This window comes from Halovibrio variabilis, assembly GCF_007991175.1.
In the GTDB taxonomy this organism is placed as follows: domain Bacteria; phylum Pseudomonadota; class Gammaproteobacteria; order Pseudomonadales; family Halomonadaceae; genus Vreelandella; species Vreelandella variabilis.
The window spans coordinates 21191-45740 of sequence record NZ_BJXV01000008.1 but is presented as its reverse complement, the minus strand read 5'-3'; the positions used below and the strand labels follow the sequence as shown (position 1 = coordinate 45740).

The following is a 24550-nucleotide window of genomic DNA, read 5'->3' as shown; positions in this document are numbered from 1 at the left end:
GGGAACCGTTATGCCTAAGCGTACCGACATCAAGACTATTTTAATCATTGGCGCTGGCCCGATTGTGATCGGCCAGGCCTGCGAATTCGACTACTCCGGCGCCCAGGCGTGTAAAGCGCTGCGCGAGGAGGGTTACCGGGTTGTTTTGGTTAACTCCAACCCCGCCACCATCATGACCGACCCGGCCATGGCCGATGCCACCTACATTGAGCCGATTACCTGGCAGACGGTGGAAAAAATCATCGAGGCCGAGCGCCCGGATGCGATTCTGCCCACCATGGGTGGTCAGACCGCGCTGAACTGCGCCCTTGAGCTTGAAAAGCACGGCGTGCTGGAGAAGTTCGGCGTGGAGATGATCGGTGCCAACGCCGATGCGATTAACATGGCCGAAGACCGCGATCTGTTTGATCAGGCCATGAAACGCATTGGTTTAGAGTGCCCGAAAGCCAAAGTTGCCCACGCCATGGACGAGGCCTGGGAGATTCAGGCCGAACTGGGTTTCCCGACCATTATTCGCCCTTCCTACACCATGGGCGGCTCCGGCGGCGGCGTGGCGTATAACAAGGAAGAGTTTGAAGAGATCTGTACGCGCGGTTTCGAGCTTTCCAACAACCACGAGCTGCTCATTGATGAGTCGCTGCTGGGGTGGAAAGAATACGAGATGGAGGTTGTACGCGATAAGAACGATAACTGCATTATCGTCTGCGCGATTGAGAACTTCGACCCCATGGGTGTGCACACCGGCGACTCCATTACCGTGGCCCCGGCGCAAACGCTGACCGACAAAGAGTATCAGATCATGCGTGACGCCAGCCTCGCGGTACTGCGCGAGATTGGCGTAGAAACCGGTGGCTCCAACGTCCAGTTCGGTATGGACCCCAAGACCGGGCGCTTGGTGGTGATCGAAATGAACCCGCGGGTGTCGCGCTCCTCGGCGCTGGCCTCCAAGGCGACCGGTTTCCCGATTGCCAAGATCGCCGCCAAGCTGGCGGTTGGCTACACCCTGGATGAGCTACAGAACGATATTACCGGTGGCCGCACCCCAGCGTCGTTTGAGCCGTCTATTGACTACGTGGTTACCAAGATTCCGCGGTTCACTTTCGAGAAATTCCCTCAGGCCAACGACCGTCTGACCACACAGATGAAGTCGGTGGGCGAGGTGATGGCCATTGGCCGCACCTTCCAGGAGTCGCTGCAGAAAGCGTTGCGCGGCCTGGAAACCGGCAACGACGGACTTGATCCAATCATTACCGACTTTACGCCTGACAACATGGCGATCATCCAGGGCGAGCTGCAGGCCGCCGGTGCCGAGCGGATTTTCTACGTGGCGGATGCCATGCGTTCAGGCATGAGCGTCGATGACGTGTTTGCGCTGACCAATATCGACCCTTGGTTCCTGGTCCAGCTGGAAGACCTGGTGCTGACTGAAAACGCCGTCGCCAAGCGCTCCTTGGCTGACTTCTCGGCCCGTGAGATCTATCAGCTCAAGCGTAAGGGCTTCGGCGATGCGCGCTTGGCCAAGCTGCTGGGCGTGACTGAAAAAGCGTTCCGCAAAAACCGTCAAGCGGCGGGTATTCGCCCGGTCTATAAGCGCGTCGATACCTGTGCGGCGGAGTTTGCCTCAGACACCGCCTATATGTACTCCACCTATGAAGAGGAGTGCGAGGCGGATGTCTCTGACCGTCAGAAAATTATGGTGTTGGGCGGTGGGCCCAACCGTATCGGCCAGGGCATCGAATTTGACTACTGCTGCGTTCACGCGGCGTTTGCCATGCACGACGACGGCTATGAAACCATCATGGTCAACTGCAACCCGGAAACCGTCTCCACCGACTACGACACCTCTGATCGCCTTTACTTTGAACCGGTGACGCTGGAAGACGTGCTCGAAATCGCCGATAAAGAGAAGCCTGTGGGCGTGATCGTTCAGTTCGGCGGCCAAACCCCGCTAAAGCTGGCCCGCGAGCTAGAGGCGGCCGGTGTGCCGATTATTGGCACCACGCCGGACGCTATCGACCGCGCCGAAGACCGCGAACGCTTCCAGGTGATGATCGAAAAGCTGGGCCTGAAGCAGCCGCCCAATGCCACGGCGCGCAGCTTTGCCGAGGCCTTCGATAAGGCCGAAGCGATTGGCTACCCGCTGGTGGTACGCCCCAGTTACGTGCTGGGTGGCCGGGCCATGGAGATCGTTTACGACGCCGCTGAGCTTGAGAATTACATGACCCACGCGGTGAAGGTCTCCAACGACTCGCCGGTGCTGCTTGACCATTTCCTGAGTGCGGCGATTGAGATCGATATCGATGCGGTCTCAGACGGTCAGCAGGTAGTGATCGGCGGCATTATGCAGCACGTCGAGCAAGCGGGCGTTCACTCCGGTGATTCTGCCTGCGCGTTGCCGCCTTACTCGCTACCGGCCGATGTGCAGGACGAGATGCGTAAGCAGGTCAAGCAGATGGCGGTTGAGCTGGGCGTCAAAGGCTTGATGAACGTGCAGCTCGCCTGGCAGGACGGCGAGATCTACGTGATTGAGGTCAATCCCCGCGCTTCGCGTACCGTGCCCTTTGTGTCCAAGTGCATTGGTATCTCGCTGGCGCAAATCGCTGCTCGCTGCATGGCCGGTAAAACCCTGGCTGAACAGGGTTTTGAGAAGGAGATAGTGCCGCACTTCTACAGTGTCAAAGAGGCGGTCTTCCCGTTCAATAAATTCCCCGGTGTCGACCCGATCCTGTCGCCGGAAATGAAGTCCACCGGTGAAGTGATGGGGTCGGGCGATACCTTTGCCGAAGCCTTCTTCAAGGCGCAGCTAGGCGCGGGCGAGGCGATTCCTGCGCTGGCCGGCGAGCGTAAAGCCTTCCTGTCTGTGCGTGAACCGGACAAGGCAGGGATTATCGAAGTGGGCCGTTCTCTGCTAACATTAGGCTTTACGCTATGTGCCACACGGGGAACGGCGGCTGCTTTGGAGGCCGCCGGGCTTGCCGTGGAGCACGTCAATAAAGTCTACGAAGGTCGTCCCCATATCGTCGATCTGCTTAAGAACGACGAAATCGCCTACATTGTGAACACTACCGAGGGTCGCCAGGCTATTAACGACTCGTCGGTCATTCGCCGTACTGCTCTTTCGCGCAAGGTGCCCTATGCGACCACCTTGGCGGGCGCTAATGCTGTTTGCATGGCGCTTGAGTACGGTAGGGAGATTACGGTGCGGCGCCTTCAGGATCTGCATGCAGGAGCAAGTCAATGAACAAGGTCCCGATGACAGTCGCGGGAGAAAGAAGCCTTCGTGAAGAGCTCGACCACCTTAAAAGCGAAGCGCGTCCGCAGGTGATCGCGGCCATCGCTGAGGCGCGTGAGCACGGCGATTTGAAAGAGAATGCCGAGTATCACGCCGCCCGCGAGCAGCAGGGGTTTATCGAAGGGCGTATTCAGGAGATCGAAGGCAAGCTCTCCGTCGCCCAGGTGATTGATGTCACTAAGCTACCTAATACCGGTAAAGTGATTTTCGGGGTCACCGTATCGTTGCTGAATCTGGATACCGATGAGGAAGTCACCTATCGCATCGTCGGTGAAGATGAGGCGGAGATTAAGTCCGGGCGTATCTCGGTTACCTCACCAATCGCCCGTGCCATGATCGGCAAGGAAGAAGGCGATGTCGTGGTGGTCAAAACCCCCGGCGGTGACGTCGAGTACGAAATAGGTAGCGTCGAGTACGTGTAAGCAAAAACGCCCCTTCAATTGACCTGCATTAGGTCGGTTGAAGGGGCGTTTTAGTACGGCAGCGAACGGTTGAGAACGTGCCTTAGCCTTACATCGAGCGGTTAATGCCGGCCGTGGTGGTTCTCAAAGCGGGTAACATTAGAAAGCTTCGGGTTCACCTGCGGGTTTCTGCGATACAGCAACGCCATTTTGCCAATGGTTTGCACCAGGTCGGCACGGCTGTTGGCAGTCAGTTCGGCGATGATGGCAGCGCGATCATCACGCTCAGGAATGGCGAGCTTCACTTTGATCAGTTCGTGATCAGTGAGCGCGCGGTTAAGTTCTGCGAGCAAATTTTCGGAGACGCCGTTCTCAGAAACGGTGACCACTGGGTTAAGATGGTGGCCAATGCTACGAAATGCTTTCTTTTGTGCCTGTGACAAGCTCATGGTATCTTGCGGTATCCCGGTTAGCGCTTAACGCTCCATCTTACGGTGAAACGTCACCGAGTGAAAGCACTCGCGTGAAAGCGCCCATCTCTTATTCCAGCGTTAGATTCCCACATGCAGCAAAAGCCTCCAAACCGTAAACATTCAGTCAGTAAGACCAGCAGTAATTGGAAGAAGGAGCATTTTGACGACCAGTACGTGAAGCAGAGCTGGCAAGATGGCTACCGCTCCCGTGCCAGCTACAAGCTGATCGAGTTGGATGAAAAGGATAAACTGCTGCGTCCCGGTATGACGGTGATTGATCTAGGCGCCGCCCCCGGTGGCTGGAGTCAAATTGCCGCAGAAAAGGTAGGGCCTGAGGGCGTGGTCATTGCCTCCGATATTCTGGAGATGGATGCGCTGGCCGGGGTGGACTTTATCCAAGGTGATTTCACCGAGGAGGCGGTGCTTGAGGCGATACTAAAACGCCTGGATAATCGTCGTGTTGACCTTGTGATGTCGGATATGGCCCCCAATATGAGTGGTATGGCGGCGATTGATCAACCACAGGCGATGTACTTAGTGGAGTTAGCGTTAGAATTAGCGCGCGATACATTGTCGCCGGGTGGTCGATTTTTAGCTAAGGTATTCCAAGGCGAAGGGTTCGATGCCTACTTGAAAGAGCTGCGTGGCAGCTTTAGTAAAGTAGTCACTCGGAAGCCGGATGCATCGCGGGCTCGCTCGCGTGAAGTCTACTTCCTGGCCGAAGGATTCCGCGGGTAACTGTCCTTAAACATGAGACACTGCTCGTGTGGTTCATAGTCAAGATTTATCAGCGCGATTGCCAGACAGGCAAGCGCAACGTGTGTCACATTAGACGCAATAAGTGCGCGTGACACAGATGGCCCGAGGCATTAAGACGCTTTGGCAATGGTTGAACGCTTGATGCTGGTGTAATGTCTGAATGCTAAGTGTATTAGTAGCAGGCTTTATGAAGCATCAGGATTTAACTGACGGATTCTTGTAATGAGGGTAGCCCCTTGAACGATATGGCGAAGAACCTGATTCTGTGGTTGGTCATCGCGGCCGTCCTACTGACAGTGTTCAACAACTTCAGTACTGAAAGCGCACCGCAAACCACTAACTATTCCCAGTTTGTGGAGCAGGTGCAAAATCAGCAGGTACGTAGCGTCACGATTGATGGTTACACCATCACTGGTGAACGCACGGACGGTTCTCAGTTTCAGACCATTCGCCCCTCGGCGGAAGATCCGAAGCTGATGGATGACCTGTTGAGCAACGACGTGACGGTGGTGGGTAAAGAGCCGGAGCAGCAAAGTATCTGGACGCGGCTGTTGATCGCCAGCTTCCCGATTTTGCTGATCCTGGGCATCTTTATGTTCTTCATGCGTCAGATGCAGGGCGGTTCCGGCGGCGGTAAAGGCGGCCCAATGAGCTTCGGCAAGTCGAAAGCCAAGCTGCTCTCTCAAGATCAAATCAAAACGACCTTTGCCGACGTGGCCGGGTGTGATGAGGCGAAGGAAGAAGTAGAAGAGCTGGTCGACTTCCTGCGCGACCCGACTAAATTCCAGCGCTTGGGTGGCACCATCCCGCGCGGTGTATTGATGGTGGGCCCGCCGGGTACGGGTAAAACGCTGTTAGCCAAGTCGATTGCAGGCGAAGCGAAGGTGCCGTTCTTCTCGATTTCCGGTTCTGACTTTGTGGAAATGTTTGTGGGTGTCGGTGCGTCTCGTGTGCGCGACATGTTTGAACAGGCCAAGAAGCAGGCCCCCTGCATTATCTTCATTGACGAGATCGACGCGGTTGGTCGTTCGCGCGGTGCTGGCATGGGCGGCGGCAACGATGAGCGCGAGCAGACGCTGAACCAGCTGCTGGTCGAGATGGACGGTTTTGAAGAGAACGAAGGCGTTATCGTGATTGCCGCAACCAACCGTCCTGACGTACTTGATCCGGCGCTGATGCGTCCGGGCCGCTTTGACCGTCAGGTAACCGTTGGATTGCCCGATATCCGTGGTCGTGAGCACATTATGGGCGTTCACCTGCGCAAAGTGCCGCTGGCGGATGACGTGAAGCCGCAGTTGATTGCGCGTGGTACGCCAGGGTTCTCCGGCGCCGATTTGGCCAACTTGGTCAACGAAGCCGCCCTCTTTGCTGCGCGCCGTAACAAGCGCTTGGTCAGCATGGAAGAGCTTGATCTTGCCAAGGACAAAATCATGATGGGCGCTGAGCGTAAATCCATGGTGATGACCGATAAAGAGAAGCTCAACACGGCTTACCATGAATCGGGCCACGCTATTATTGGTCTCGTGGTGCCTTCCCATGACCCGGTTTACAAAGTCACTATCATTCCGCGCGGTCGGGCGCTGGGTGTGACCATGTTCCTGCCGGAAGAGGATCGCTACAGCCTCTCGCGTCAGCAAATCATCGGCCAAATCTGCTCGCTGTTTGGCGGCCGTATTGCTGAAGAGATGACGTTAGGCCCTAACGGTGTGACCACCGGTGCCTCCAACGACATTAAGCGCGCCACTGAGCTTGCTCATAACATGGTCGCTAAATGGGGCCTGTCAGACGAAATGGGCCCGATCATGTACGACGAGGACGAGTCGCATCAGTTCCTTGGCGGCCCGGGTCAAAGTGGCGGCAAGATGAAGTCGGGCGAAACGACGACGCGTCTGGATAAAGAAGTGCGCAAGATCATCGACGGTTGTTACGAGCAAGCGCGTCAGATTCTGACCGACAATCGCGATAAGCTTGATGCGATGGCTGAGGCGTTGATGAAGTACGAAACCATTGATGCCAGCCAGTTGAAGGACATCATGGCCGGACGCGAGCCACGTCCGCCGGAAGGCTGGAACGATGGCGACTCATCCGGCGGCGGTACGCCCGTTGGCGACGAAGCGCCGCAGGCTAAAGGCGATGAAAAAGGCGATGAAGAGGATGATGAGCCGCGTCGGCGCCCTTCGGACCCACTGGGTGGTCCGGCAGGCCCCTAGGGCGTTAACCCACGCATGAGCCTAAGGCGCCCCATCACGGGGCGCCTTTTTGTTATGCTGTGTACCAACTGCTGTGTACCTACCACGGCGATGTTTCTTTTTTGACCAGGCAGCAGCATGAAATCACTTCTGGACACTTCTTCTACGCAGGCCGCTGAGAACGCTTTCCAGCTGCGTTGTGGACGGCACCTGCTAGACTTATCCTTCCCCCGCGTTATGGGGGTCTTAAACGTTACCCCCGACTCCTTTTCTGATGGTGGCCAGCACGTGGCGTTAGATGACGCGTTGCGTCATGCCGAGCGCATGCTGGCCGAGGGCGCGGCCATCATTGATGTGGGCGGCGAGTCGACACGCCCTGGCGCGTTGCCGGTCAGCCCGCAAGAGGAGCTGGATCGAGTGGCGCCCGTCGTGGAAGCCTTGGTACGCGAGCTGGATGCGCTGGTCTCGGTGGATACCAGCTGCCCGGCGGTCATGCGCGAGGCGGGTGAGCTAGGGGCAGGCATGATTAACGATGTGCGCGCTTTAGAGCGCGAAGGGGCATTGCTGGCAGCGGCCGGTAGTGGCCTGCCCGTCTGCTTGATGCATCGCCAGGGTGAACCTCAAAATATGCAGCAGGCGCCTAGCTATCAGCAACCTGTTGAAGAGGTGGTGGCTGACTATTTAGCCCGTCGAGTTGCCGCGTGTGAAGCCGCGGGGCTACGCCGGAACCGGTTATTGATTGATCCTGGCTTTGGTTTCGGCAAAAGCGTCGAACACAACCTACGCTTACTAAAGTATATGCAGTCGCTACAAACGCTGGCGCTACCGCTGCTGGTGGGTATGTCACGCAAGAGTATGATTGGTAAAGTGTTGGGTCGCCCGGTGGAAGAGCGTCTCCCAGGGGGGTTAGCGCTCACCGCGATGGCGGTGGAGCGAGGGGCGAATATTTTGCGCGTGCACGATGTCGCGGCAACGGTTGATGCCGTCAATATGACCTGGGCAGTACTACAAGAAGGTGGCGAGCCGCCGCTACATTAAGGAGTGAGGTGCATGACAAGGCGCTATTTTGGGACGGATGGTATTCGTGGAACGGTCGGCCAGTCACCGATTACCGCCGATTTTATGCTCAAATTGGGCTGGGCGGCAGGGCAAGTGTTGCGCCGCGATCGAGGCCGAACGCGGGTGCTGATCGGCAAAGATACGCGCATCTCCGGCTATATGTTTGAATCCGCTTTAGAGGCAGGGCTGTCGGCAGCGGGCGTCGATGTGTCGCTGCTCGGGCCGATGCCGACCCCAGGGATTGCCTATCTGACGCGCACGTTTCGTGCCGATGCGGGTATCGTTATTTCGGCGTCGCATAACCCGTATGACGATAATGGCATTAAGTTCTTCTCCGCCGAAGGCAAAAAGCTGCCCGACGAGATCGAAGACCGTATCGAGGCGATGCTAGACGCGCCGCTAACCACGGCGGAAGCCGCGCAGTTGGGTAAAGCGACTCGCATCGATGACGCCGCCGGCCGTTATATCGAGTTTTGTAAATCGACCCTGCCTGATCGGCTTAGCCTGCACGGCCTCAACATCGTGTTGGATTGTGCGCATGGCGCCACCTACCATATTGCGCCTAACGTATTTCGCGAACTGGGCGCTTACGTCACGACGCTTGGCTCTTCTCCCGATGGGCTAAACATTAACCAGGAGGTAGGTTCAACGCATCCTGCTGCGCTGCGCGCTGCCGTGATTCAGCAAAAAGCCGATTTAGGCATTGCCTTCGACGGCGATGGTGATCGCGTGTTGATGGTGGATGGCGATGGCCGTGAGGTGGATGGCGATGACATCCTCTATTTGATTGCCCGTGATCGCCGCGAACGCGGTTTGCTTGAAGGCGGCGTAGTGGGCACCGTTATGTCCAATTTGGGTCTTGCCATGGGACTTGATAAGCTGGGTATCCCCTTTGAGCGAGTCAAAGTGGGGGACCGCTTTGTGATTGAACGTATGGCCGCCAATGGTTGGGAGCTGGGCGGTGAGTCGTCTGGGCATATTGTGTGCGGTCACGTTCAGAGCACCGGTGACGGGATCGTTTCGGCGTTACAGGTACTCGCCTTGATGATGCGTGAGCAGAAAAGCCTGCCGACCCTGCTTAAAGAGCTTGAAAAAGTGCCGCAGGTGCTTATCAACGTGCGATTGCCCGCTGGCGCCAATGCCAAAGAGTTGATGGAATCCGCGCCGCTCAAAAAAGCCGTGGCGGCTTTGGAGCATGAACTAGGCGGTGAGGGGCGAGTACTGTTAAGGCCGTCGGGCACCGAGCCGTTAATTAGAGTGATGGTGGAAGGGCGCGCCCATTTGGACGTGGATCAATTGGCGCGTACCTTGGCGGCGCAGGTGACTACCCTGCTCAGCTAGGCTTGCTCAACAAACCAGAACTGTGTTTACAACAGCGGTTGTCTTGACAAGGCCGCTCCTATACCATTTCGCTCCACCTTGAGTGAGGACAGTCGATGCGCACGCCTTTAATTGCTGGCAACTGGAAAATGAACGGTTCCGTAGCGTTGATTAATGATTTCGGTCAGGCGTTCGCGGCTGCCGTATCGCCAACCAGTGTGGAAGTGGTTATTATCCCCCCGTTTCCCTATCTGGATGCGGCGTGCCAAGCGTTTGAAGGAACCGTGCTGTCACTCGGTGCGCAAACGCTGAACCCCATTCACTCCGGCGCGCATACCGGTGAAGTCAGTGGCCGCATGCTTAAAGAGTTTGCGGTTTCCCACGTCTTAGTGGGTCACTCGGAGCGGCGTCAGCTGTATAACGAGAGCGATGAACAGATCTTCGCGCGTCTTTTGGCAGCCCTGAGTGTCGAGATCAAGCCGATTCTGTGCGTGGGCGAGTCGCTAGAGGAGCGAGATGCAGGCCGCACCATGGAAGTGGTGCTTCGCCAAGTGGGCTATGTGATGTCTCGTTTGGAGCCAGACCAGCGCCAGCAGGTGGTGATTGCCTACGAGCCGGTATGGGCGATTGGCACAGGACGCACGGCTAGCCCTGAGCAGGCCCAAGAGGTGATGGCCGGTATTCGTGCCTATCAGGCGGGCTTTGATAAACAGCTCGCCGAAAAGCTGCGTTTGCTTTACGGCGGCAGTATGAATGCAAGCAATGCGGCTGAGCTGCTCGCTCAGCCGGATATCGACGGCGGTCTAGTGGGCGGAGCCTCACTCAAGATCGATGATTTTTATACCATTTGTCAGTCAGCAGGATAACGCCATGCAAGTTGCAATTCTTATGATTCACGTGGTGATTGCGATCGCCCTGGTGGTACTCATTCTGCTTCAGCAGGGTAAGGGTGCCGAGGCCGGTGCGGCTTTCGGCGGCGGTGCCTCGCAAACGGTGTTTGGGTCGCGAGGCAGCGGTAACTTTCTGTCGCGTACTACGGCTATTTTGGCAGCGTGCTTCTTCGCCACCTCAATGGCATTGGCTTACTTTGCCACCCAGGCTGGCCAAGCCCCCGAAGCGGGTATTCCCGACTCGCGCCTGATCGAACAGCAGCAAAGTGTCCCAACGCTTGACGACGGCCCAGCAGACGTGGATAATGCCGCGCCAGTGCTAGAAGAAAACAGCGACTAAGTGGTTGGATTCAAACGCTGTGATTTTTTAGCCTCCCCTGATGCCGAAGTGGTGGAATTGGTAGACACGCTATCTTGAGGGGGTAGTGACCGTATGGTCGTGCGGGTTCAAGTCCCGCCTTCGGCACCATCTGTTTTGCTGGCTCGCCAGCTTTCCAGGATGTCTTTAGAGTTTCTAAGCTGCTTAAACGTAGCGGTTGAGATAAAAAAGACAGTATGATGTAAGTAGTTGTTGACGTAAGCGGCTTAAGAGTCTATTATCGTCGACCTAGATTGATGCGGGGTGGAGCAGTCTGGTAGCTCGTCGGGCTCATAACCCGAAGGTCATCGGTTCAAATCCGGTCCCCGCTACCATTTTTTGTAAGCATGTAATAGCGTTGTTTTCTAGTTAATTAAATTGAAAATAACGGCTTGTCTCAGTTAAGCCCATTACGTGTTGTTAGGATAGAGTAAGTACTTGAAGATAGTCGGTACTCAAGGTTTATCTCAAAAAGCCCCTTCCAGTGAAGGGGCTTTTTGTTAGCAGCTTTTGGTTAGCATGAGCCTGTGTAATGCCTGCTTTTAGCTAATGCAAATATCTACATAGCGGATGCCGACCGGAAAACCGGAGGCACATTCCCGAGTAACGCCAATCAGCCACCTAGCTTTACTAATGACTCCTGGCCAGGTGCCTGATGCAACGGCTATAGGAGCTTTGTCTGTGGCCACAAAACACGCTGCGCTTCACGCGCTGATCGAACCTATCGTTGCCTCCATGGGTTTTGAGCTATGGGGCATCGATCATCTTTCCCAGGGCAAAAATTCGCGGCTGGTGATCTATATTGAGCGCGAAAGTGGTGTCAACGTGGAAGACTGCGCAGATATTAGCCGCCAAGTTAGTGCTGTTATGGATGTAGAAGATCCCATTGCCGGTGAATATCGCTTGGAAGTCTCCTCACCAGGCATGGCGCGCCCTTTGTATTCCCTGGATCAGTTTACCCGCTTTCAAGGTCATCACGTTGCGCTCAAGCTGCGCACTGCCTTTGACGGGCGGCGCAAGTACCAAGGGCTCCTGGCCGGTGTTGAGGGGGATGAGGTGCTGCTACAAATGGATGGCGAAGAGTACTGCTTTCCCATAGAGAGCATTGATTCTGCCCATATCGTACCGCATTTCGACGAGTAACCGGGTAGCGGCGCTGCCGGCAGGCTGCCGGGGTGATGCACATAAGGATAGGTTTTCTGGCGAGGCATACGCATGAGTAAAGAAATATTAATGGTCGTTGACGCGATCTCCAATGAGAAGGGTGTCCCCCGGGATGTCATCTTCGAGGCGGTTGAAGCCGCTCTGGCGAGCGCGTCACGCAAGCGTTTTGAACAAGAAGAAGCCAATGTGCGCGTGCATATTGACCGCCGCACTGGCGAATACGAAACCTTCCGCTTCTGGACAGTCGTAGAAGATGACGAATTCGAAACGCCAGATTATGAAATTAAACAGAGCATCGCCGAGCAGCGTGACCCGCCTTTGAAGCTGGGCGATGTGGTGGAAACACGCATTGAAAATGCCTCGTTTGGTCGTATTGCCGCACAAACCGCCAAGCAAGTTATCGTGCAAAAAGTACGCGAGGCTGAGCGGGCTGAAGTCGTGCGTCAATATGCCGATCGCGAAGGCGAGCTGGTGGCGGGTATCGTTAAAAAGACCACCCGCGACGGCCTGATCATTGACCTTGGCGACAACGCGGAAGCGTTTTTGCCGCGCAATGAAATGATTCACGGCGAGCGTTACCGCATGAACGAACGGGTACGTGCTCTGTTGGTTAAAGTGGATCCAGACGCACGTGGTGCCCAGCTTCAGCTATCGCGGACCTGTCCCGAGCTGATCATTGAGCTGTTCAAAATCGAAGTGCCGGAAATCGCTGAGCAGTTGATTGAGATTAAAGGTGCTGCCCGGGACCCCGGTTCGCGGGCTAAAATTGCGGTAAAAACCAACGATCGCCGTATCGATCCTGTGGGCGCCTGTGTGGGCATGCGCGGTTCGCGCGTTCAAGCGGTCTCTTCGGAGCTGCAAAACGAACGTGTTGATATCGTGTTGTGGGACGACAATCCTGCCCAGCTGGTGATTAACGCCATGGCACCTGCCGATGTAGGGTCTATCCTAGTGGACGAAGACGCCCACGCGATGGATGTGGCGGTGGCGCAAGATAACTTGGCGCAGGCCATTGGCCGAAGCGGCCAGAACGTGCGTTTGGCCTCGGAACTCACCGGCTGGCGGATTAACGTCATGACCGAAGAGGAAGCCGAGTCCAAGCGCGACCAAGAAATTGATAGCCTGGTGGACTCTTTCATCCAGCACCTTGAAGTGGATGAAGATGTTGCCCGCCTGTTGGTGGATGAAGGGTTCACAACCCTGGAAGAAGTCGCCTACGTGCCGATGGAGGAAATGCTCGAAATCGAAGAGTTTGATGAAGATTTGGTAGAGCAGCTACGCGCACGTGCGAAAGACGAGCTGCTGACGATGGCCATTGCCTCGGAAGAAGCGCTAGACGGTGCCCAGCCAGCCGCTGATCTGCTGGAGATGGATGGCATGGAGCGGCACCTGGCCTTCATTCTGGCCAGTCGCGGCATTGTCACTATGGAAGATCTCGCCGAGCAGTCTGTCGACGATCTGGTCGATATCGAGGAGTTGGACGAAGCGCGCGCAGCGGCACTGATCATGACTGCCCGTGCGCCCTGGTTTGAAGACGAAGACGTACCGGATTCAAACACACAGTAAACAGGTCACGGGCTGAGGAGGGTCAATATGTCAGATATGACAGTTAAAGATTTCGCAGTAAAGGTGGGCCGTGATACGCCTCGCCTATTGGAGCAAATGAAAGAAGCGGGCTTAAAGCACGCGTCTGAAAGCGATGTGGTGTCTGAAGAAGACAAGCAGACGCTGCTGAGTTTCCTCAAGAAGAGTCACGGCGGTAGCGAAACAGCTGAGGCGGGCAAAAACCGCATCACGCTGACGCGCAAAACCCGCAGCCGTATCAACACCGGCGAGCGCGGCAAAACGATCGAAGTGCAGGTGCGTAAGAAAAAAACGTACGTCAAAAGCGCCGAAGATCAGAAGCCCAAAGCGCCCGAGCCTAGCTACACAGGCCCGCGTCAGCTAGTCGGCGATATGGCGGAAGCGGAAGCTGAGCGTAAAGTGTCGGATGCGCGTGAAGCCGAAGAGAAAGCCGCCGCGCAGAAAGCGCAAGCGGCTAAAGCAGCTGAGGAAGCAGCCAGCAAGAAAGAGGCGGCTAACAAGCAAGAAGCTGAAGCCAAGCCGAAAGCGCCTTCAACCCCGAAAGCGCCGGCTAAGCCGAACCTTGAAGTGCCCAATCTTGACGTTGCAGAAGCACCTTCAGGTGATGAACTGCCGCCAGCGCCGCCGAAAGAAGGCCGCACTGACCGTCGTACCGCACCGCCTAAAAAGGTGGCGGCGAAGGCCAAAGGGCGGCGTGACGACGAAGATCGTGGCGATCGCGAAGAGCGCAAACGTGGCAATGGCGGCAAGAAGGTCAAACGTGCCGAGCAGCGTCGCGGTGGTCGCCGCGGTGGCAGCCAGACCGGCAACGGCAAGCACGCTTTCCAGAAGCCGACCCAGCCGATCGTGCGTGAAGTGTCGATCCCTGAGTCGATCAGCGTGGCGGAATTGGCCGACAAAATGTCGATCAAAGCCAACGAAGTGATCAAGGCCATGTTTAACATGGGCGCGGCGGTTACCATCAACCAAACCATCGATCAGGATACGGCTGCGGTCGTGGTGGAAGAGATGGGCCATACGGCCAAGCTGGTGAAAGACGACGCGCTGGAAACGGAAATGCTCGAAGGTATTTCCTACGAAGGTGACGAGATTACCCGTTCGCCCGTGGTAACCGTCATGGGTCACGTTGACCACGGTAAAACCTCGCTGCTGGATTACATCCGTAAAGCCAAAGTAGCGACCGGTGAAGCCGGCGGTATCACCCAGCATATCGGTGCGTACCACGTGGAAGATAACCACGGTGGTGTCACCTTCCTGGATACCCCAGGCCACGCAGCGTTTACCGCTATGCGTGCCCGTGGTGCCAAGGCGACAGACGTGGTGATTCTGGTCGTCGCAGCGGACGACGGCGTGATGCCGCAGACCGTTGAGGCAATCGAACACTCCAAAGCCGCTGAAGTGCCGATGGTCGTGGCGGTCAATAAGATCGATAAAGATGGTATCGACCTTGACCGACTCAAAAACGAGCTTTCCCAGCACGGCGTCATCTCCGAAGAGTGGGGCGGTGACACCCAGTTCGTTCATGTGTCTGCCAAGACCGGTGAAGGTATCGAAGAGCTGCTGGAAGCAATCCAGCTGGTCTCTGAAGTGCTTGAGCTGAAAGCCGTGCCTTCCGCGCCGGGTAAAGGCGTTGTGGTTGAATCGCGTCTTGATAAAGGTCGTGGTCCGGTCGCAACCGTACTGGTTCAGAACGGTACGCTGAAAAAGGGCGATATCGTCCTGGCCGGTCTGCACTACGGTCGCGTGCGTGCGCTGACCAACGAACTTGCCCAGCAAGTCGATGCGGTTGGCCCGGCCATGCCGGTCGAGATCCAAGGCCTGGGCGGAACGCCGGATGCCGGTGACGACTTCATGGTCGTAGCCGACGAGAAGAAAGCCCGCGAAGTGGCTAACTTCCGTCAAGGCAAATACCGCGAAGTGCGCCTGGCACGTCAGCAGAAGGCCAAGCTGGAGAACATGTTCAGCCAGATGGGCCAAGACGAAGTGGCCAAGGTCAACATCGTCCTCAAAGCCGACGTGCAAGGCTCGCTGGAAGCGATCAAAGGCGCCCTGGAAGAGCTCTCCACCGATGAAGTGGAAGTCGCCGTGGTTTCCTCGGGTGTCGGTGGTATCACCGGTACCGATGCCAACCTGGCGCTTGCTTCTGAAGCCATCGTGGTCGGCTTTAACGTGCGTGCCGACGCCGCTGCCCGTGAGATTATTGAGCGTGAAGGCTTGGATCTGCGCTACTACAGCGTCATCTACCACTTGATCGACGAGGTCAAGCAGGCGATGAGCGGTATGCTCGCCCCCGAGTGGAAAGAAGAGATCGTGGGTGTTGCCGAGGTTCGTGACGTCTTCCGGGCACCGAAGATTGGCGCCATCGCCGGTTGTATGGTGATTGAAGGCAGCGTGCATCGTAATAAGAAGATTCGTGTGTTGCGCGATAATGTAGTGGTCTACGAAGGTGATCTCGAATCGCTGCGCCGCTTCAAAGACGATGTGCAAGAAGTGCGCAACGGCATGGAGTGTGGCATCGGCGTGAAGAACTACACCGATGTTCAAGTCGGCGACAAGATTGAAGTCTTCGACCAAGTGAAGGTCGAGCGTAGCCTTTAAGGCCGCGAGGAGACAGACATGCGCGAATTTAAGCGTACCGACCGGGTAGCCGACCAGCTCCAAAAGGAGCTGGCGGTGTTGATCCAACGAGAAGTGAAAGACCCGCGGTTGGGCATGGTCACGGTCAGCGGCGTCACCGTTAGCCGTGACCTTGGCTACTCCGACGTGTACGTCACCTTGTTGGGTGAGCAAGAGCCCGAGCGTATTAAAGAAAACCTGCAGGTGCTCAAGCGCTCTTCCGGTTTTCTAAGAAGCCAGATTGCTAAGCGCATCAAGCTTCGCCACGTACCAGAACTACGCTTTCATTTCGATGAAAGCGTAGTGCGCGGTCAGCAGCTTTCGTCGCTGATCGATGAAGCGGTGACGACCGATCGCGCGCGCTATCAAGACGAAGGCGATGACCAAGACACCGACACTGAGCAAAGTGAGGAAACTCGCTAGTGGCGCGTCAACGTCGTGGTTTGCCGGTTAATGGTGTGCTGCTGCTGGATAAGCCCAAGGGCGTTTCCAGCAACCATGCGCTACAGCGTGTCCGCCGCTTGTTCCAGGCCCAAAAAGCGGGGCACACCGGCACGCTCGACCCCATGGCGACCGGCTTATTGCCGATCTGCCTGGGGGAAGCGACTAAGTTCTCGTCGCACTTGCTGGAAGCCGACAAGGTGTATCGCACCCGCGTAGAGCTGGGTGTGATGACTGATACCGGCGATGCAGAAGGCTCGATAATTGAGCAGCATGAGGTTCCCAGCCTAAGCGTCGATGATGTGGAAGCTGTGATCACCCGCTTTCGCGGTGAGATTGACCAAGTGCCGCCCATGTATTCGGCTTTGAAGCATCAGGGCAAAAAACTTTACGAATTGGCCCGCGAAGGCAAACACGTAGAGCGTGCAGCGCGGCGGGTAAGCGTGTATGATGCGCGCCTGCTGGCATTTGATGGCACCGCTTTTGAGCTGGAAGTAAGCTGCAGTAAAGGCACTTACATTCGCACGTTAGCCGAAGATATGGGGCAAGCGTTGGGCTGTGGTGCGCACATCAGTCAGCTAAGAAGGCTCAAAACAGGGCCTTTTTTAGCCGACGCGATGTGGACGCTAGAGGCCTTGGAAGCATTGGCCGACCAAGCGGCACTGGAAGCTGAGCTAATGCCCGTGGATGTGCTGGTGGATCATTTGCCGTTACTGACGGTAGACGACACCGCCCATGCCCGTTTGGCCCATGGCCAGCCTGCCCAGCTAGCCACCGGCACGTTAGCGCCGGATGAGCTAGCCAGACTTTACTACGCCGAGTCGTTTATCGGTCTTGGCGTAGTAACAGGTGCCCAGGAAGTGGCGCCTAAGCGGCTGTTAAGTACCGTCGCTATCTCGTGAGACCCGTTGCAAGGAAGCAGCCGTCTGCGCGAAAATCGTCAGTAGAAGATAGCTAGTAGAAAGTAGCTAGTAGAAAGTAGCAGCTTGAGACTGCAAATATGCGTGGTCTCACCCATTCATTTTTAGGCATATTGCTTACTGGAGATACAGATGGCTTTAACCGCTGAGAAGAAGGCCGAGATCGTCACCGAATACGGCCGCGGCGATAACGATACCGGTTCCCCTGAAGTGCAGGTTGCCCTGCTGAGCGCCAACATCAATGGCCTGCAGGACCACTTCAAGACCAACAAGCAGGATCACCACTCGCGTCGTGGTCTGATCCGCATGGTTAACCAGCGTCGTAAACTGCTGGATTACCTAAAGCGTAAAGATTTCGAACGCTATCAGTCCTTGATCCAGCGTTTAAGTCTGCGTCGCTAAGCGTTAGCGGCAACGATGTAAAACGGGCAGCCCCTTGGGGGTTGCCCGTTTTTTTTATGCTGCATGTTCACGGCAAGAGGGAACTGGTAGCCCTATCGCGCTCCAGCGCCTAGAATGGTAAGGAGTCAAAACGACCTAAACGAATAGACAAGTAGATATTGAAAATGCTGAAGGAAGTCGCTGTGAATCCGGTAAAGAAAACGTTCCAGTACGGTCGTAGCACCGTCACGCTCGAAACCGGGCGTATTGCTCGCCAGGCCACTGGCGCTGTCATGGTTACAATGGATGACACCGTTGTGCTGTGTACCGTGGTGGCTCGTAAAGAGGCGAACCCGAGCCAACCCTTTTTCCCCCTCTCGGTGCACTACCAAGAGAAAACCTACGCAGTCGGCAAGATTCCCGGCGGCTTCTTCAAGCGCGAAGGGCGCCCCACTGAGAAAGAAACGCTGACCTCGCGGCTGATTGACCGCCCGATTCGTCCGCTCTTTCCCAAGGGCTTTATGAACGAAGTACAGGTTGTGTGTACCGTTCTTTCTACCGACCGTAACCACGATCCGGATATCGCCGCACTGCTCGGCACTTCCGCGGCGTTAAGCATCTCTGGCGTGCCGTTTAGTGGCCCGATTGGCGCGGCCCGCGTTGGTTTTAACGAAGAGAAGGGCTACTTCCTCAACCCCACCGTGGAAGAGCTCGCAAGCTCTGAGCTGAACATGGTAGTGGCCGGTACTGAAAAAGCCGTGCTGATGGTCGAGTCCGAAGCCAAAGAACTGCTCGAAGACGAAATGCTCGGCGCCGTGCTGTTCGCGCACGAAGAGATGCAGGTCGCGATCAGCGCGATTAATGAACTGGTCGCTGAAGCGGGCAAGCCGCGTTGGGAATGGCAGGCCGCTGAAGAGAATCAGGCGCTAAAAGCTGCCATGGCCGACGCTTTTGAAGCCAAGGTTGGCGATGCCTATCGCATCACCGATAAGATGCAACGTCAGGATGCACTGGCTGAGTTAAAAGACCAGGCGATTGCACAGCTGGCCGCCGTTGAAGGTGAAACGTCAGACGATAAATTCAGCCGCGATGACGTGAAAAGCGCCTTTGCCGGTTTGGAAAAACGTGTCGTTCGCTCACGCGTTGTAAAAGGCGAGCCGCGTATTGATGGCCGTGATAATCAAACCGTGCGTCCGCTGGCTATCGAAGTGGGTGTGCTGCCCAAAGCGCACGGTTCTGCTATCTTCACGCGTGGTGAGACCCAGGCGATAGCGGTAGCAACCTTGGGTACCCTGCGCGATTCTCAGCTCATCGAATCGCTGGAAGGCGAGCGTAAAGACCGCTTTATGCTGCACTACAACTTCCCCCCCTATTCAGTCGGCGAAGCTGGCTTTATGGGTGGCCCTAAGCGTCGCGAAATCGGCCACGGCCGCTTAGCGCGTCGTGGCATCCAGGCCATGCTGCCGTCCGAGGATGCTTTCCCGTACACCATTCGCGTGGTCTCGGAAATCACCGAATCCAACGGCTCAAGCTCAATGGCCTCTGTGTGTGGCTCTTCACTTGCTTTGATGGACGCGGGCGTACCGCTAAAAGCGCCGGTGGCGGGTATTGCCATGGGGTTGGTAAAAGATGAAGACGGCTTTGCGGTACTGACCGATATCCTGGGTGACGAAGACCACCTTGGCGATATGGACTTTAAAGTCGCCGGTTCAAATGAGGGTATCACTGCCCTACAGATGGACATCAAGATCGAAGGCATCAACGAAGAGATTATGGAGCTCGCGCTGCAGCAAGCCTTGACCGCGCGTCTGAGTATTCTTGAGCAGATGAATGTCGTGATCAGCCAGAGCCGCAGCGATGTCTCCGACAATGCGCCGTCGATGGCAACCATCAAAATCGACTCTGACAAAATTCGTGACGTGATTGGTAAAGGCGGTGCGACGATTCGTAAAATTTGCGAAGACACCGGCGCTTCTATCGATCTTGATGACGACGGCACCGTGCGCATCTACGCGGAAGATAAAGCCGCCGCCAAACGCGCCATCGATACGGTGCTTGCGATTACTGCAGAAGCGGAAATTGGCAAGCTCTACAAAGGCAAGGTCGTGCGGATTGCCGACTTCGGCGCTTTCGTTAACATCATGCCGGGTACCGATGGCTTGGTGCACATCTCGCAGATCGTTGCCGAGCGCGTTAACAACGTGCGCGACTTCTTGAACGAAGGCGATGACGTGATCGTTAAAGTACTCGATATCGATAACCGCAACCGCGTGAAGCTGTCGATGAAAGAGATCACTGAAGAAGAGAAAGCCGCTTTCGTCGCAGAAGAAGCTGAAACCGAAGCGACGCTTTAAAGCGCGATTTAAAGAGAGTGATGTAAATCGCTCGTTAGGTTGCTGACACCGCCCTCGTAGCCCCCGGCTGCGGGGGCGGTGTTGTTTACTGGGTTTGATTGTCAGCGGCTTAGAGATAATCAGGGAGCAAACCGTTATGGAGCAGCAACAAGCGCCGCGCTGGTGGGCGGTAGTCGCCGTGATGATCGGCATTTTTTTGTTGGTGACCGCGGAGCAGCTGCCCATTGGGCTGCTGTCTCAGGTGGCCTCAAGCATGGGTGTGACGCCCGGCATGGCAGGCTTAATGGTCACCGTGCCAGGGGTGGTAGCGGCGTTTTCGGCACCGTTGTTACCGGTTGCCGTGGGGCGATTGGATCGACGCATCATGCTCACGGTATTGATGGCCGTCATGGTGGCCGGGAGCGTATTCACGGCAATGGCCGGCAGCTTTGCGCTGTTGCTGGCCTCTCGTGTGCTGGTGGGGCTCTCCATTGGCGGTTTCTGGGCGGTGGCGGGGAGTATTGCGCCGCGGCTAGTGCCCGAGGCCCAGGTGCCGAAAGCGATGACGATGATTTTTGGCGGCGTCGCGGCGGCCTCGGTGCTGGGTGTGCCGCTGGGAACGCTATTGGGGGATTTCAGCAACTGGCGGGTCGCCTTTGGGGCGCTGGGCGGCTTTAGCCTATTAACGGCGGTGGCGCTGTGGCGTTGGCTACCGCCTTTACCGCCACGGGAACCGGTGCGTCTGCGCGTCTTGGCGCAGCAATTTAGCAATCGTGGGGTGCGAGTGGCGGTGTTAACCACCGCTTTTGTCGTGGTGGGGCACTTTGCCGCCTATACCTTTATTAGCCCCATCCTGCAGGAGATTAGCGGTATTTCCCAGCGCCATGTGGGCAGCTTACTGCTGCTTTACGGCGCGGCGGGCATTGTGGGCAATATCGCGGCGGGTATGTTCGCCGGGCGGCACCCCTACCGCGCGGTGCTGGTGATTCCCAGCCTGCTGCTTATCGTTGTGGCGGTGTTCCCGCTGTTGGGCGTTCAACCGAGCAGCGGCGTCATGTTGCTAATGGCGTGGGGTGCCGTGTTCGGCAGCGTCTCGGTGAGTATTCAAACCTGGATTTTGCGCACCGCGCCCAATACCGAAGCCGCCACGGCCTTGATGGCGTTTACCTTCAATATGTCGATTGGCCTGGGCGCAATGGTCGGTGGGCGTATCGTCGATGGCACCAGCCTACCCATCGCCATGTGGGCCGCCTCGGGGCTATTTCTGATGGGAATGCTGTTGGTATTGAACACGCCATCGCGCATTGTGGGGGAGACGTCTCGCTGATGAGGCACGATAAAAAATGCCCCCGTTAATAGGGGGGCATTGGGGCATTGGCTGCTAGCTTACCTGAGCAGGGTCTTAAGGGCGTTCAATCGCTAGCGCTACCCCCTGGCCGCCACCGATACACAGTGTGGCCAAGCCTTTCTTCGAGTCGCGGGCGATCATTTCATGCAGCAGCGTTACGAACACGCGACAGCCAGAGGCGCCGATGGGGTGACCAAGGGCGATCGCGCCGCCGTTGACATTGACCTTGCTGACATCCCAGCCAAGCTCTTTATTGACCGATAGGGCCTGGGCAGCGAAGGCTTCGTTGGCTTCCACCAAGTCCAGGTCATCCAGGCTCCAGCCGGCTTTTTCCAGGCAGCGGCGGGTGGCCGGAGCAGGGCCAATGCCCATGATCGCCGGGTCAACGCCGGCATTGGCGTAGCCAGCAATGCGAGCCAGCGGCGCTAGGCCGAGCTGCTTGGCCTTTTCTGCCGAGCAGATCATCACCACGGCGGCGCCATCGTTGAGACCCGAGGCGTTACCGGCAGTAACGGCACCATCTTTCTTGAACGCGGGGCGCATGCCGCCGAGTTTTTCTGCCGTCACTTCGCGGGGGTTTTCGTCGGTGTCGAACACTACCGGGTCGCCTTTACGCTGGGGTACTTCCACCGGCACGATCTGGCTTTTGAACTTGCCCTCTTTAATCGCCGCGGCGGCTTTTTGCTGCGACGCGGCGGCAAATTCATCCATTTCTTCGCGGGTAATGGTGTACTTCTCGGCTAAGTTCTCGGCGGTAATGCCCATGTGGTAGTTATTGAAGGCATCCCACAGGCCGTCGTGCACCATCGAGTCAATCGCTTTCCAGTCGCCCATGCGCTGGCCGTTACGCGAGTTGGGCAGCACGTGGGGAGAGGCGGACATATTTTCCTGACCACCGGCCAGAATCAGCTCGGCATCGCCGCAGCGAATCGCCTGGGTGGCAAGGTGCAGCGCCTTAAGGCCGGAACCACACACTTTGTTGATGGTCATGGCCGGTACCGCTTCCGGCAGGCCTGCCTTGATCGATGCCTGACGCGCCGGGTTCTGGCCAACGCCTGCGGTGAGCACCTGGCCCAGCAGTACTTCGTCAACTTGGTCGGCGGCAACGCCGGTGGAGGCGAGAATGTCCTTGATCACCAAGGCGCCGAGGTCGCTCGCTGGAATGCCTGCCAGGGAACCGCCAAAAGCGCCCACAGCGGTGCGGCGTGCTGCAACAATGACTACTTCTTGCATAAAATGACTCCTGAAGTGATTAACAGACAGCCTGATGGCAGATGCCCGATAGGCGTACTCTGTTCAGCCGTACTCTGTTCAGCCGTACTCTTTTATTCGTGCTCTGTCAGCTGTCTCTTCAGCATAGGGGATGGTAGTGCTTTACGGCAATAAACCTTTATAGGCAAATAGACACGGGCCATCTAATGGCCCGTTAGCGAAAAAAGTGGCAAGGCGGACTCAGTCTAAGCCAGCTGAACCGGGATAATGTTGCTGGTGTGGCTAACGTGGTTGCCTTCTTGCAGGTACACCAGCGCGGGCTGGTGGTTGTCCAGTTCGGCTTCTGAGTAGTGGGCGTAGCTGCAGATAATGATGCGGTGGCCCGGCGCGGCCAGGTGCGCCGCCGCGCCGTTGATTGAGATTAACTGGGAGCCTTCCTCGCCGCGAATGGCGTAGGTAGTGAAGCGTTCGCCGTTCTCGACGTTATAGATCTGAATCTGCTCATTTTCGCGAATGCCCGCCATATCCAGCAGGTCGCCGTCGATGGCGCAGGAGCCTTCGTAGTTGAGTACCGCGTGAGTGACGCGAGCCATGTGCAGCTTGGCTTTGAGCATAATGGTATGCATGTTAGTTCCTTTATAACCCTCTGTTTATAGGGGAGTGCCGGGTGAGGCACCTTCCGGTAGTTGCACACTGAGGTTGTCAATTAACCGCGCCGGACCTAGCTTGACGGCGGCCAGCAGTACCGCCTGGCGCGTCTCTGGAGTCACTGAGGCGAGCGTGGCATCGCGTAACTCCAGGTAATCCAGCGTAAAGCCTGCATCATACAGCGCGGTTTTGCCCTGTTGTAGTACCTTTTCGATAGCTTCGCCGCGCTCTAGGGCATCGCGCAACGCACACAGCGTGCGGTAGAGCGCAGGGGCAGTGGCGCGCTCTTCGCGACTTAAATAGCCATTGCGCGATGACAGTGCCAAGCCATCTTCTGCGCGCACGATCGGCACGCCGATAATCTCAATCGGCAGGTGCAGGTCGCCCACCAGCTTGCGAATGAGGGCGAGCTGCTGGTAATCCTTTTCGCCAAAGCAGGCGGTGTCTGGCTGCACCAGGTTAAACAGCATACTAACCACGGTGGAAACCCCGTCAAAATGCCCAGGGCGGGAGCCGCCACACAGCCCCTCGCCGACCACGGGGACATGCACGCGGGTCTGGGCGTCTAAGCCGCTGGGATAGAGCGTGCTTACCGTGGGCGCAAACAGCACATCGCAACCAGCCTCAACCAGCTGTGCTTGGTCGGCGCTAAATGTGCGTGGGTAGCCATCTAAATCTTCGCCAGGGCCAAACTGCATTGGATTGACAAACAGGCTGGCCACCACGATATCGGCGTGCTGGCGGGCGCTGTCGACCAGCGCTAAATGCCCCTCATGCAGGTTACCCATCGTAGGCACCAGGACAATACGCTGGCCGCGTTGGCGGTGCTCCCGCAGGGTGCTGCGTAGCTGATCAATGTCTCGCAAAGTGCGCATAGTCGTTTCGCGTTAGTCACAAAGTGGGCGATAGTTAAGGCGTCTTTCAAAAACGGTTTTTAAAAACAGTGATTAAAAGGCTATTCGTCATCTAATGTAGATTTAAGATTGGTTGGCTATTTTGTATCTCACGATTCAGATCGCAATCACTAAGCCAGCTATCTGTTGTGGGAGGCCGCTTCAGCGTGGTCCGACACTTCGGCGAAGGGTGCCGTAGGCACCCCCTTGGTTTCATCATGCTAATAGCCCAAACATTCGCGAGCTGAAGCTCCCTCCCACGGGAGCTA

General features: G+C 56.7%; 20 protein-coding genes and 2 tRNA genes. 18 read left to right on the top strand and 4 right to left on the bottom strand.

All coding sequences use genetic code 11. The features are described 5' to 3' along the window. Positions 1-10 precede the first annotated feature (10 nt). On the top strand, positions 11-3241 hold the full coding sequence (gene carB / locus HVA01_RS07075) for a carbamoyl-phosphate synthase large subunit (RefSeq protein ID WP_146874329.1): 3231 nt from the start codon (positions 11-13) through the stop codon (positions 3239-3241). Beyond that, positions 3238-3714, top strand: a complete 477-nt coding sequence (greA, locus tag HVA01_RS07070) for a transcription elongation factor GreA (protein ID WP_146874327.1) — start codon at positions 3238-3240, stop codon at positions 3712-3714. The genes carB and greA overlap by 4 nt, the downstream gene beginning before the upstream one ends. A gap of 101 nt (positions 3715-3815) precedes the next feature. Here the strand turns inward: greA and yhbY are convergent, their stop codons facing one another. After that, the gene (gene yhbY / locus HVA01_RS07065) at positions 3816-4142 is read right to left on the bottom strand and encodes a ribosome assembly RNA-binding protein YhbY (protein WP_146874325.1); all 327 of its coding nucleotides are present in this window, start codon (positions 4140-4142) and stop codon (positions 3816-3818) included. 114 nt (positions 4143-4256) lie between these two features. On the opposite strand from yhbY, the gene rlmE reads away from it, so the two are divergent. From rlmE to HVA01_RS06985, 16 genes are all read left to right on the top strand, one after another. Continuing rightward, entirely contained in the window at positions 4257-4904 is a 648-nt protein-coding gene (gene rlmE, locus HVA01_RS07060; RefSeq protein ID WP_146874323.1) for a 23S rRNA (uridine(2552)-2'-O)-methyltransferase RlmE, read from the top strand. A gap of 257 nt (positions 4905-5161) precedes the next feature. Then, on the top strand, positions 5162-7135 hold the full coding sequence (ftsH, locus tag HVA01_RS07055) for an ATP-dependent zinc metalloprotease FtsH (protein ID WP_146874321.1): 1974 nt from the start codon (positions 5162-5164) through the stop codon (positions 7133-7135). Positions 7136-7252: 117 nt separating this feature from the next. Next, entirely contained in the window at positions 7253-8152 is a 900-nt protein-coding gene (folP, locus tag HVA01_RS07050; RefSeq protein WP_146874319.1) for a dihydropteroate synthase, read from the top strand. 12 nt (positions 8153-8164) lie between these two features. Further along, the gene (gene glmM, locus HVA01_RS07045) at positions 8165-9514 is read left to right on the top strand and encodes a phosphoglucosamine mutase (RefSeq protein ID WP_146874317.1); all 1350 of its coding nucleotides are present in this window, start codon (positions 8165-8167) and stop codon (positions 9512-9514) included. Between the two features lie 95 nt (positions 9515-9609). Next, positions 9610-10359 carry a triose-phosphate isomerase gene (gene tpiA / locus HVA01_RS07040; protein ID WP_146874315.1) on the top strand — a complete coding sequence of 250 codons (750 nt, stop codon included), beginning with the start codon at positions 9610-9612 and terminating at the stop codon, positions 10357-10359. Between the two features lie 4 nt (positions 10360-10363). Then, positions 10364-10723: a preprotein translocase subunit SecG gene (gene secG / locus HVA01_RS07035; RefSeq protein ID WP_146874312.1), complete on the top strand. Its 360-nt coding sequence runs from the start codon at positions 10364-10366 to the stop codon at positions 10721-10723. A gap of 42 nt (positions 10724-10765) precedes the next feature. Beyond that, positions 10766-10852, top strand: a tRNA-Leu gene (locus HVA01_RS07030). Positions 10853-10999: 147 nt separating this feature from the next. Beyond that, positions 11000-11076: transfer RNA gene (locus tag HVA01_RS07025), tRNA-Met, on the top strand. A gap of 346 nt (positions 11077-11422) precedes the next feature. Continuing rightward, positions 11423-11884, top strand: a complete 462-nt coding sequence (gene rimP / locus HVA01_RS07020) for a ribosome maturation factor RimP (protein ID WP_146874310.1) — start codon at positions 11423-11425, stop codon at positions 11882-11884. A gap of 72 nt (positions 11885-11956) precedes the next feature. Next, a complete protein-coding gene (gene nusA, locus HVA01_RS07015; RefSeq protein WP_146874307.1) occupies positions 11957-13471 on the top strand; it encodes a transcription termination factor NusA in 1515 nt (504 codons plus the stop codon). 27 nt (positions 13472-13498) lie between these two features. Continuing rightward, positions 13499-16087, top strand: coding sequence for a translation initiation factor IF-2 (gene infB / locus HVA01_RS07010; protein WP_146874306.1), 2589 nt, complete (start codon positions 13499-13501; stop codon positions 16085-16087). Between the two features lie 18 nt (positions 16088-16105). Then, positions 16106-16528 carry a 30S ribosome-binding factor RbfA gene (gene rbfA / locus HVA01_RS07005; RefSeq protein ID WP_146874304.1) on the top strand — a complete coding sequence of 141 codons (423 nt, stop codon included), beginning with the start codon at positions 16106-16108 and terminating at the stop codon, positions 16526-16528. Continuing rightward, entirely contained in the window at positions 16528-17448 is a 921-nt protein-coding gene (truB, locus tag HVA01_RS07000; RefSeq protein WP_146874302.1) for a tRNA pseudouridine(55) synthase TruB, read from the top strand. The genes rbfA and truB overlap by 1 nt, the downstream gene beginning before the upstream one ends. Positions 17449-17598: 150 nt before the next feature. Beyond that, the gene (gene rpsO / locus HVA01_RS06995; protein WP_101145692.1) at positions 17599-17868 is read left to right on the top strand and encodes a 30S ribosomal protein S15; all 270 of its coding nucleotides are present in this window, start codon (positions 17599-17601) and stop codon (positions 17866-17868) included. Between the two features lie 164 nt (positions 17869-18032). Then, positions 18033-20201, top strand: coding sequence for a polyribonucleotide nucleotidyltransferase (gene pnp / locus HVA01_RS06990; protein WP_146874300.1), 2169 nt, complete (start codon positions 18033-18035; stop codon positions 20199-20201). Between the two features lie 136 nt (positions 20202-20337). After that, a complete protein-coding gene (locus HVA01_RS06985; protein ID WP_146874298.1) occupies positions 20338-21507 on the top strand; it encodes an MFS transporter in 1170 nt (389 codons plus the stop codon). Positions 21508-21582: 75 nt separating this feature from the next. On the opposite strand, the gene HVA01_RS06980 is transcribed toward HVA01_RS06985, so the two are convergent. The 3 genes from HVA01_RS06980 to panC all read right to left on the bottom strand — a co-directional run bounded on the left by HVA01_RS06980 (position 21583) and on the right by panC (position 24263). Next, positions 21583-22761, bottom strand: a complete 1179-nt coding sequence (locus HVA01_RS06980; RefSeq protein ID WP_146874296.1) for an acetyl-CoA C-acetyltransferase — start codon at positions 22759-22761, stop codon at positions 21583-21585. 224 nt (positions 22762-22985) lie between these two features. Further along, entirely contained in the window at positions 22986-23366 is a 381-nt protein-coding gene (gene panD / locus HVA01_RS06975; RefSeq protein WP_146874294.1) for an aspartate 1-decarboxylase, read from the bottom strand. A gap of 24 nt (positions 23367-23390) precedes the next feature. Then, positions 23391-24263, bottom strand: coding sequence for a pantoate--beta-alanine ligase (gene panC, locus HVA01_RS06970; RefSeq protein WP_146874292.1), 873 nt, complete (start codon positions 24261-24263; stop codon positions 23391-23393). Between the last annotated feature and the right edge of the window lie 287 nt (positions 24264-24550).